This is a genomic window from Kurthia zopfii (assembly GCF_003143955.1).
Lineage (GTDB): Bacteria > Bacillota > Bacilli > Bacillales_A > Planococcaceae > Kurthia > Kurthia zopfii.
Genome location: NZ_QFVS01000003.1, coordinates 108,938 through 118,642, shown reverse-complemented (window position 1 = coordinate 118,642; position 9,705 = coordinate 108,938). Strand labels below are relative to the sequence as shown.

The 9,705-nt window shown below is 39.8% G+C and carries 9 protein-coding genes; all 9 read left to right on the top strand.

All coding sequences use genetic code 11. The features are described from left to right. A partial coding sequence (locus DF281_RS15030; RefSeq protein ID WP_338084919.1) for an IS3 family transposase occupies positions 1–90 on the top strand: 90 nt, incomplete at its 5' end. A 348-nt stretch (positions 91–438) separates the two neighbouring features. Further along, a complete protein-coding gene (locus DF281_RS02310; RefSeq protein ID WP_109348621.1) occupies positions 439–2,019 on the top strand; it encodes a helix-turn-helix domain-containing protein in 1,581 nt (526 codons plus the stop codon). Between the two features lie 191 nt (positions 2,020–2,210). Beyond that, positions 2,211–3,263 carry a FecCD family ABC transporter permease gene (locus DF281_RS02305; RefSeq protein WP_109348620.1) on the top strand — a complete coding sequence of 351 codons (1,053 nt, stop codon included), beginning with the start codon at positions 2,211–2,213 and terminating at the stop codon, positions 3,261–3,263. Further along, positions 3,263–4,294 (top strand): FecCD family ABC transporter permease, encoded by a 1,032-nt coding sequence (locus tag DF281_RS02300; RefSeq protein ID WP_109348619.1) that lies wholly within the window; start codon positions 3,263–3,265, stop codon positions 4,292–4,294. The genes DF281_RS02305 and DF281_RS02300 overlap by 1 nt, the downstream gene beginning before the upstream one ends. 22 nt (positions 4,295–4,316) lie before the next feature. Next, the gene (locus tag DF281_RS02295) at positions 4,317–6,032 is read left to right on the top strand and encodes an ABC transporter ATP-binding protein (protein ID WP_109348618.1); all 1,716 of its coding nucleotides are present in this window, start codon (positions 4,317–4,319) and stop codon (positions 6,030–6,032) included. 11 nt (positions 6,033–6,043) lie between these two features. Continuing rightward, positions 6,044–6,859: an ABC transporter ATP-binding protein gene (locus DF281_RS02290; RefSeq protein WP_109348617.1), complete on the top strand. Its 816-nt coding sequence runs from the start codon at positions 6,044–6,046 to the stop codon at positions 6,857–6,859. Next, entirely contained in the window at positions 6,859–7,782 is a 924-nt protein-coding gene (locus tag DF281_RS02285) for an ABC transporter substrate-binding protein (RefSeq protein ID WP_146983578.1), read from the top strand. Before DF281_RS02290 ends, DF281_RS02285 begins: the two co-directional genes overlap by 1 nt. Before the next feature lie 18 nt (positions 7,783–7,800). Next, positions 7,801–8,727 carry an ABC transporter substrate-binding protein gene (locus DF281_RS02280; RefSeq protein ID WP_240605501.1) on the top strand — a complete coding sequence of 309 codons (927 nt, stop codon included), beginning with the start codon at positions 7,801–7,803 and terminating at the stop codon, positions 8,725–8,727. Positions 8,728–8,746: 19 nt separating this feature from the next. Further along, the gene (locus DF281_RS02275; RefSeq protein ID WP_109348615.1) at positions 8,747–9,694 is read left to right on the top strand and encodes an ABC transporter substrate-binding protein; all 948 of its coding nucleotides are present in this window, start codon (positions 8,747–8,749) and stop codon (positions 9,692–9,694) included. The last annotated feature ends 11 nt before the right edge of the window (positions 9,695–9,705 follow it).

The window sequence follows — 9,705 nt, the reverse complement described above, 5'->3', positions numbered from 1 at the left end:
ATGACGTATTACAATCATTATCGTGGTCAGTGGAATTTAAAGAAGCTGCCGCCTGTAAAATACAGACAGCAGCTTCAACAAGTTTCCTAGTCTTTTTCAAAATGTCCTTTACAAAGGGTACACTTTAGACTTAAACCGAGGTGCTTATGGTTATAGAAACTTTGAAAACTACCGCAACCGAATCTACTTATATTTCCATTTAAAAAGAGCGAGCCGCGCTTCTTAAAAGAAACGTAATCTCGCTCAAAACAATCGATTTTTATTCAATTGAAAACTCTCACCAACGTTATTTGACAAAGAGCGAAAATAAGGTGCTGATTAATTTAATCAGCACTTTTTTTACGTTAATGTCCACAATCCCATAACTTTACATTGTCTTTCCATCCATTAACAAGTAGAATCTAAATGATAATGATAATCAATTAGAGGAGGGATGACATGGCGGTTATGGAGCAGGTGAATCAGTTTGAAGGCGTGGATGAGCGAACTTTAGAGGCGAATAGTCGAGTGCAGTTTACGGAGTCGACGAATGTAATATTGACGGTAATGTCAGGAACGGCACAATTGAATGGTTATATTCCGTTAATGAATACGTCTATTTTCATCGGGAATTTAGGTTTGCGCATGGAATTGAAAAATGACAGTGATCAACCATTCGTTTATCGGATTTATCGTTTTCAGCAGTATAAATTGCGCAATCGACAAGATTTACAACTTACATATGAGTTGTCGAAGGAATATGTGAACTACAATGGGCTTGTATATCATAAATCTTCCAACAAAGTGCGCAAAGTGTCGGAAGCGTTATATCAAGCGAATAAAGAAAATGAACAGTCACATTTACTTTATAAATTACTATTTACGATTGAAGAAGAATTTGAATTACAAAAGAGTCAATTGACTGAAGTGACATTCCAATCGGTATTGGATTATGTGTCGATCAATTCGCATGAGCCCTTGAAGCGTGATGAGGTGGCGAATCATTTCGGTTATCATCAAAATTATTTCTCGAAGCTTATTAAAGCGGAAACGGGTTGGAGTTTTTCGGATTATTTAGCACATATTCGTTTGGATAAAGCGAAGGTGATGTTATTGGATCCGCGCTATACGATTACGGAAGTATCACGAAAAATCGGTTATCAAGATGCATTGTATTTTAGTCGGAAATTCCGAAAACAGACAGGGCTTACACCTACCGAATTCCGATTATTCAAAGGGCAGAAGCGTATTTTCTCCTTCCAGTTTACGGGGGATTTATTAGCTGCGGGTATTCAGCCAGTCGGTACATTAAATTCGCCGGGCAATATTCCACCGCATTTCGTCGAACAATTAGGTGATGCATTCCTTGTGCCGCGTGAGGATTATCCGACATTTGAGCAGTTGAGAGCTTTGGAGTTAGATTTGATTGTCGCGCCTTCCTATTTATATACGCATCCGAAATTAATTGAGGAATTGGAGAAAATCGCACCGGTCTTCATTTTGAAATGGGATCGTTGGGATCGTTTAGAGGAGACGAAAACAATTGCGAAATTGCTTGGGCGTGAGGAAGAAGCAGCGAATTGGATCGCGCGCTATGAGGAGAAGGTGGCGAGAGGGCAGGAATTACTGAAGCCATTAATTGAAGCGGGCGAGACGGTTGGCGTATTTGAACTGCGTGAGAACAATCAAGTAGGTATATGGCGTTCGTCTGCGAGGGGTGCTTACAATATTTATAAGAAGCTTAAGTTGAAAGCACCGAAGTCGATTGAAGAAGATATTTTGACGCCCCATAAGCATTTGGTCATCGATGAATATTTGATTTCATCATATGCGGCAGATCATATGTTAGTCATCGTGCATACAGCGGAACAGGCGCTACGACTGAAGGAATCGAAGTATTGGGAAGCCGTTCGTACGAAATATCATAGTAAAGTATATATTCTACAACTTGAAGATTTCTGGGCAAGTGAAGGGATTTTCTTGGAGCATCAATTGGATATTCAAGTGAAAAAATTAGCAGAGGGCGATTACATCTTATAATCGTCCATACCGCATAGCTTACATTAGACTATGTTTTTTATGCGGTTGTCTTGCTACAATTGAAAATGGTTATCAGTTAAGAAACAACAAAAGGGATAAACGTCCCTTTAACAAAAATACATGAGGATTCTCTATATTTTTTTAAATGATAATGAGAATCATTATTAATAAGGTGGTTGGTTGAGAGAGTTATGGCTAGAGTAGCGGTACATATGGATGAAGTGATTGAGAAAGATCGAGAAATCCACGCAAGACCAGTTGTTGCAACACTTGTCCTTATTTTTGGTTCAATACTTTTAGTAATTAGTATGCTTTTAGCATTATCGTATGGTGCTGCAGATGTCAGCTTGTCAACGATTAAAGCGGCGATTTTCAATTATGATGCGGCGAATAGTGATCATCAAGTCATACGTGATTTACGATTCCCTCGAATTATTGGTGCAGCTCTAGTTGGTTCGAGTTTTGCGGTAGCAGGTGCCATCATGCAAGGGATGACGAGAAATCCACTTGCTGATTCGGGATTACTAGGGATCAATGCGGGTGCGGTTCTCGTAATGGCAATCAGTTTCGCATTTTTCCCAAGCTTACCGTATCATTATTTAATTTTATTTTCATTTTTTGGCGCAGCAGTGAGTGCAGGGTTAGTGTATGGCGTAGGTTCACTTGCGAGAGGCGGATTAACACCGCTTCGTCTAATCCTTGCGGGTACAGCAGTGAGCGCATTATTCAGTGCATTAAGTGAAGGAATCGCCCTTCATTTTAGAATAGGTCAAGACTTAGCGTTCTGGTATGCAGGTGGTGTTGCGGGTACGACTTGGGCACAGCTTCAAGTTATGGTACCAATCGTAGTCATCATGATTATTGGCGCAATTATTTTATCAAAATCAGTCACATTACTAAGTCTAGGCGACGATATCGCAGCAGGTTTAGGGATGAATACGACTGTCGTAAAAGTAGCTGGGACAATCATCGTCTTAATGCTTGCAGGTTCAGCAGTATCAGTAGTTGGTGCAGTTGGCTTCGTCGGTTTAATCGTACCGCATTTAACGCGTTATATTGTCGGCGTAGATTACCGCTTCATCATTCCATGTTCGGCAGTCATTGGCGCAGTATTACTTGTGCTAGCGGATTTAATCGCGCGAACAATTAATGCACCTTACGAAACACCGATTGGCGCATTGATCGCATTAATCGGCGTACCGTTCTTCCTTTACCTTGCGAGGAAAGAGAGGAGAGAACTGTAATGACGACAATTGACTATGCAAGTGCAGATCGAAAACGTAAGAAAAAGGCGACGCTGACTCTCCTTGTTTTTGCGGCACTTATTTTAATAACATTCATCATTAGTATGAATACAGGTTTTATCCGATTATCACCGGGTGAGTTGATTCAAACTTTATTCGGTAATGGTACAGCGCAACAAGATTTAATTTTATTCGAATTCCGTTTACCTCGTATTGTCATTTCGATTCTAGTCGGAGCTTCATTGGCTGTATCAGGATGTGTGATGCAAGGTTTCTCAAGAAATGCATTAGCAGATCCAGGGATTTTAGGCATCAATGCGGGTGCAGGGTTGGCAGTCGTACTGTATATCGCTTTCGTGCCGATTGAGACGACATCTTCAGTTATGTTACTACCGTTATTGGCTTGGGTTGGTGCGGGTGTAACGGCAACAATTATTTATATGTTGGCATTCAAAAAAGGAGACGGTCTATCACCGACGAGACTATTGCTGACGGGGATTGCCATTGCTGCAGCGATTAGTGCGGCGATGATCGTCCTAACTTTAAAACTATCACCAGAACAATATAGTTTCGTCGCGAAGTGGATGGCGGGCAGTATTTGGGGTTCAAATTGGAAGTATGTCATGTCGGTTCTACCATTCTTCCTCATCTTATTACCATATGTCATGTACAAGGCAAAAGTGTTAAATGTTTTGAATATGGGGGACCATATTTCATTCGGACTTGGTATTAATGTGGAAAGAGAGCGTCGTTTATTATTAGCGGCAGCAGTTGGACTTGCAGCATCTTCTGTATCGATTAGTGGGGGAATTGGTTTCGTCGGGTTAATCGCACCTCATTTAGTGCGTCGATTAATCGGGCCGCAACATCAGTTTTTAATCCCTGGCGCAGCATTGGCAGGCGGATTATTAGTATTGATGGCAGATACACTTGGCAGATGGATCATCCAACCATCTGAAATTCCAGCGGGCATAGTAGTCGCTTGTATCGGCGCACCTTACTTCTTATACCTACTAGCTAAATCGAAATAATAAGAATTGAAAGGAAATAGAAATGTTAAATAGATTCTTTGCTTTTTATAAACCGTATAAATGGCTATTCATTGCGGATTTCACATGTGCGATTTTAGCAGCGCTTGTCGAACTTGCCTTTCCATTGGCAGTAAATCGTGTCATTGATGACTACTTACCAGCAGGCAATTGGTCAACCATTTTATCGGCATGTCTAGTATTAATGGGCATTTTCTTATTGAGTGCATTCTTCCACTATATCGTGACGTATTGGGGGCATAAGCTCGGCATCAATATCGAATCGGATATGCGTAAGCAAGCATTTAATAAAGTGCAGAAGTTACCAAACCGCTTCTTCGATAATAATAAAACAGGTCATCTCGTATCACGTATGACGAATGACTTAATGGATATTGGAGAAATCGCTCACCATGGTCCAGAAGATTTATTCATCGCCTTTATGACGCTTATTGGCGCATTCAGCTTGATGATGATGATCAATCCACAATTAGCGATTCTAACATTCATCGTCATTCCATTCTTACTGATTCTATCAATTTACTTCAGTAAAAAGATGGCGAAAACTTTCGACCGTTTCTTCCGTGATATTGCAGATTTCAACGCACGTGTTGAAAACAATGTAAGTGGTATTCGTGTTGTGAAAGCATTCGCAAACGAAGATCATGAAATCGCTCAATTCGCAGTGAATAACGAACGTTTTAGAACGACGAAATTAATCGCGTACAAAGTGATGGCGTGGAATGCGTCGATCAGTCATTTCTTAATTAAAGGTGTGTCAATCTTCGTCCTAGCTTGCGGCACATGGTTCGTAATTAATAATAAAATGACTTTCGGTGAATTTATGGCATTCATCTTACTTTCAAATATTTTCATTGGGCCAATTAATCAGATCAATTCCGTTATTGAGACGTATCCAAAAGGAATCGCAGGCTTCAAACGATTTATGGAATTATTGGACACACCGGAGGAAATTGAAGATACGAAAGATGCCGTGACGATTGATAAAGTAGAAGGCGAAATCGCTTATAACAATGTGAGTTTCGGTTATACCGAAGATAAACTGATTTTAAATCAAGTAAATTTCAATGTACGTAAAGGTGAATCGGTCGCATTTGTCGGTCCTTCAGGTGGCGGTAAAACAACGATTTGTAGTTTACTACCGAGATTTTATGATGTCACTGGTGGTTCGATTACCATTGATGGCATCGACATTCGCCAGATGACACAGGAATCATTGCGCAATCAAATTGGTATTGTACAACAAGATGTCTTCTTATTTGATGGCACGATTCGAGATAATATCGCATACGGCAAATTAGATGCGACGGATGAGGAAATTTGGGAAGCTGCAAGACAGGCGCAGTTGGAAGAATTAATTCATGCACAACCAGAAGGCATGCAGACAATGATTGGCGAGCGAGGCGTAAAATTATCAGGTGGTCAAAAACAACGACTGTCGATTGCACGTATGTTCTTGAAAAATCCACCTATTTTAATTTTAGATGAGGCGACTTCTGCACTTGATACCGAGACGGAAGCGGCAATCCAACTTGCGTTAAGTAAGCTATCACAAGGGCGTACGACATTCGTCATCGCACATCGATTGGCTACGATTCGTGATGTCGATCGCATCATCGTTGTGACGAAGGACGGCATAGAAGAACAAGGGACTCATGAGGAACTTCTACAAGCTGGCGGGAATTATAGCCGACTGTACGAAGCACAATTCCAACTCTAGGAGGAGTCAAAATGGAAACGCGTTTAAAAACAAATGAATTAACGATCGGATACGATGACCATATTATCGTAAATGATCTTAATATTGAAATTCCACAAGGGAAAATTACAGCGCTTGTAGGGGCGAATGGTTCGGGGAAATCGACTATTTTAAAAACGATGGCTCGACTAATGAAGCCGAAGTCAGGCGGGGTATCACTTGATGGCAAAATGATTCATGAAAAATCTACGAAAGAAGTGGCGAAGGAATTAGCGATTTTGCCACAGAATCCGAGCGCTCCAGATGGTTTAACGGTGTATGAATTAATTAGTTATGGCCGTTTTCCACATCATAAAGGGATGGGGTCATTAACGAAAGAGGATCGAAAAATTATTCATTGGGCAATAGATGTTACAGGAATGGGTGAATTCTACAATCGTGGGGTTGACCAATTATCAGGGGGACAGCGACAGCGTGCATGGATTGCCATGGCGTTGGCGCAACAGACGGACATCTTATTCTTAGATGAGCCGACGACATTTTTAGATATGGCGCATCAGCTTGAAGTGTTAAAACTACTCGAGCATTTGAATGAGGTGGAAGGGCGTACAATCATCATGGTTGTCCATGACCTCAACCATGCGACGAAATATGCGCATAATGTCATTGCGATTAAAAAGGGGACTGTCGTAAGTAGTGGTGATCCGAAAGAGGTTGTGACGAAGGAAGTGCTGCGAGAAGTATTCAATATTGAAGCCGATATTATCGAGGATCCGCGCACAGGCAAACCACTCTGTCTACCGTACGAATTAGCAGAAGAAAAAGTTGAGGAGCGTGTATTGGTTTGATGAGTCGTAAGAAATTCAGTTGGTTAGCGGTGTTAATGGTGGCAATTTTTGCACTTGCAGCATGTGGCAATAAAAAAGAAGAGGAAAAATCATCTTCAGACAAAGTGGAGATGGTTGATTATACAGCAAAAAATGGAACGATTTCGATTCCGAAAAATCCGAAACGTGTCGTGATTACAGCGGATAGTTTCGCAGGATACGCATTACAACTTGGTATTAAACCAGTGGGGCTTCCGAGCTTTGCGCTAAGTAATAAATATTTTGAGAACCGCATTGATGGGATTGCGGACATCGGTGGAGAAGAATCTGCAGAGAAAATTATGTCGCTAAAACCAGATTTAATCATTTCATTTGCACAATCGGAAAACTTGGAAAAACTACAGAAAATCGCTCCAACAATTGCGATTTTACCGAAAGAAAAGACATTTAAAGAAGAAATGAAGGAATTCGGTACGATTTTCAATAAGGAAGATGAAGCAGCACAATGGATTTCAGAATGGGATAAAAAAGTAGCGAAATATAAACCACAAGTTCAAAAAGCAGTAGGTGATCAAACCATCTCTATTTTAGGTGTTTATGGTAAGGATGCATACGTATATGGGGATAACTTCAGTCGTGGAGGCGAAATCATCTACGGTGAATTCGATTTAGCTATGCCAGAAATAGTGAAAAAAGAAACTTCAAAAGGAAAAGGCTACGGATCATTTTCAGTAGAAAAATTACCTGACTTTGCGGGAGATTATATTTTTGCAGAATCAGGAGATGAGAAATTTTCAAAAACAAAGGAAACAGGTCTTTGGAAATCACTACCGGCTGTAAAAAATAATAAAGTATTTGAAATCGATGAAACAGATTCGTATTTCAGTGATCCTATTTCACTAGATCAACAATTAGAAGAAATCGTAGATCTTTTCACAAAATAATGAGGAGCGTGTATTTCTGTGATTACTCGTAAAAAATTCAGTTGGTTAGCGTTGTTAATGGTGGCAATTTTTGCGCTTGCAGCATGTGGCAATAAAAAAGAAGAAGAAAAATCATCAACAGATAAAGTTGAGATGGTTGATTATAAAGCGAAAAACGGAACAATTTCGATTCCGAAAAATCCAAAACGTGTCGTGATTACAGCGGATAGTTTCGCAGGTTATGCACTGCAACTTGGTATTAAACCAGTAGGGCTTTCAAGCTTTGCATTAAGCAATAAGTATTTTGGAGACCGAATCGAAGGTATTGAAGACATCGGGGCTGAGGAATCGCCAGAGAAAATTATGTCGCTAAAACCAGATTTAATCATTACTTTTGCACAATCTGAAAACTTAGACAAGCTAGAGAAGATTGCGCCAACAGTAGCGATTTTACCGAAAGAAAAATCATTTAAAGAAGAAATGACGGAATTCGGTACGATTTTCAATAAGGAAGCAGAAGCAGCGCAATGGATTTCAGAGTGGGATAAAAAAGTAGCGAAATACAAACCACAAGTTCAAAAAGCAGTTGGAGATCAAACAGTCGCTATTCTTGGCGTTGGTGATAAAGAGGCATACGCATATGGCAATAACTTCGGTCGTGGAGGCGAAATCATCTACGGTGAATTCGATTTAGAGATGCCAAAGCTTGTTAAAAAACAAACACCAAAAGGTACAGGTTACGCATCATTCTCAATCGAGAAACTCCCTGACTTTGCGGGAGATTATTTATTCGTAGAATCTGGTGGCGATACGTATTCGAAAACGAAGGAAACTGGCCTTTGGAAATCACTACCGGCTGTGAAAAATAAGAAAGTATTCGAAATTGATTCAACTGACGCATTTTTCAGTGATCCAATCTCATTAGATCAACAAATTGAAGAAATCGTAGGCAATCTAACTAAATAAAGAATCGGGGGATTTTATAATGAAGAAATTAATAACACTTTTTTGTATGATGAGTTTGATTTTAGTTTTAGCTGCTTGTTCAAGCGACAAGGAGAAGGATGGCAAAGCGAATGCTAGTAAGGAAGAAACAACGCGCGAAATCGATACAGTGATGGGTAAAGTAACCGTACCATCTGATCCACAACGTGTCGTAGTTGACTGGAATTTAGGTGAAGTAATGGCAGTAGGAATCGAGCCAGTTGGTACTTCTAAAACAATTTTAGATTTCGGTGTTTTATTAAAACCATATGTTACTGAAAAAACACAGGATATTGGTGTAGATGGTCAAGTTTCAATGGAAAAAATATTAGCTTTAAAACCAGATTTAATTATTACGTATGATAAAGAAGCAGTAGAAAAATATAAGAAAATCGCTCCAACTGTAGTATATGACGTATCACAGTATGACACGATTCAAGAAAAAGTAATTGGTATGGGTGAAATTTTAAATCAACAAGAAGAAGCGAAGGAATTTAATAAGAAATTAGATGAAAAAGTAGCAGCTACGAAAGAACGTATCGGCAAAATCATTCCAGAAGATAAGACGATTTCAATTATTGACGTAGGTACGACAAAATCAACACTTGTAGTAGGTAAAACGGGTGAGCGTGCGGGTGATACGCTTTATGAATTACTAGAGATGAAAGCGCCAAAACGTGTGCAATCAGATATTATCGATAAAGATGGCGATCGTCTTGATGTTTCATGGGAAAAAGTCGGCGATTACGCGGGTGATTATATCGTGAAAATCTCGAATCCAGCTGCGAAAAATCAAAAACAGCCTGCAATTTGGAATACATTAGATGCAGTGAAAAACGGCCATGTTGTAGATGTGGATGTTCATTCTTATTTCATGAGTGATGCATACACAGCAATGCTTCAACTTGATGATTTAGCAGATGCTATCGAAAAACAAATTAAAAAATAATGAGGTGTCAA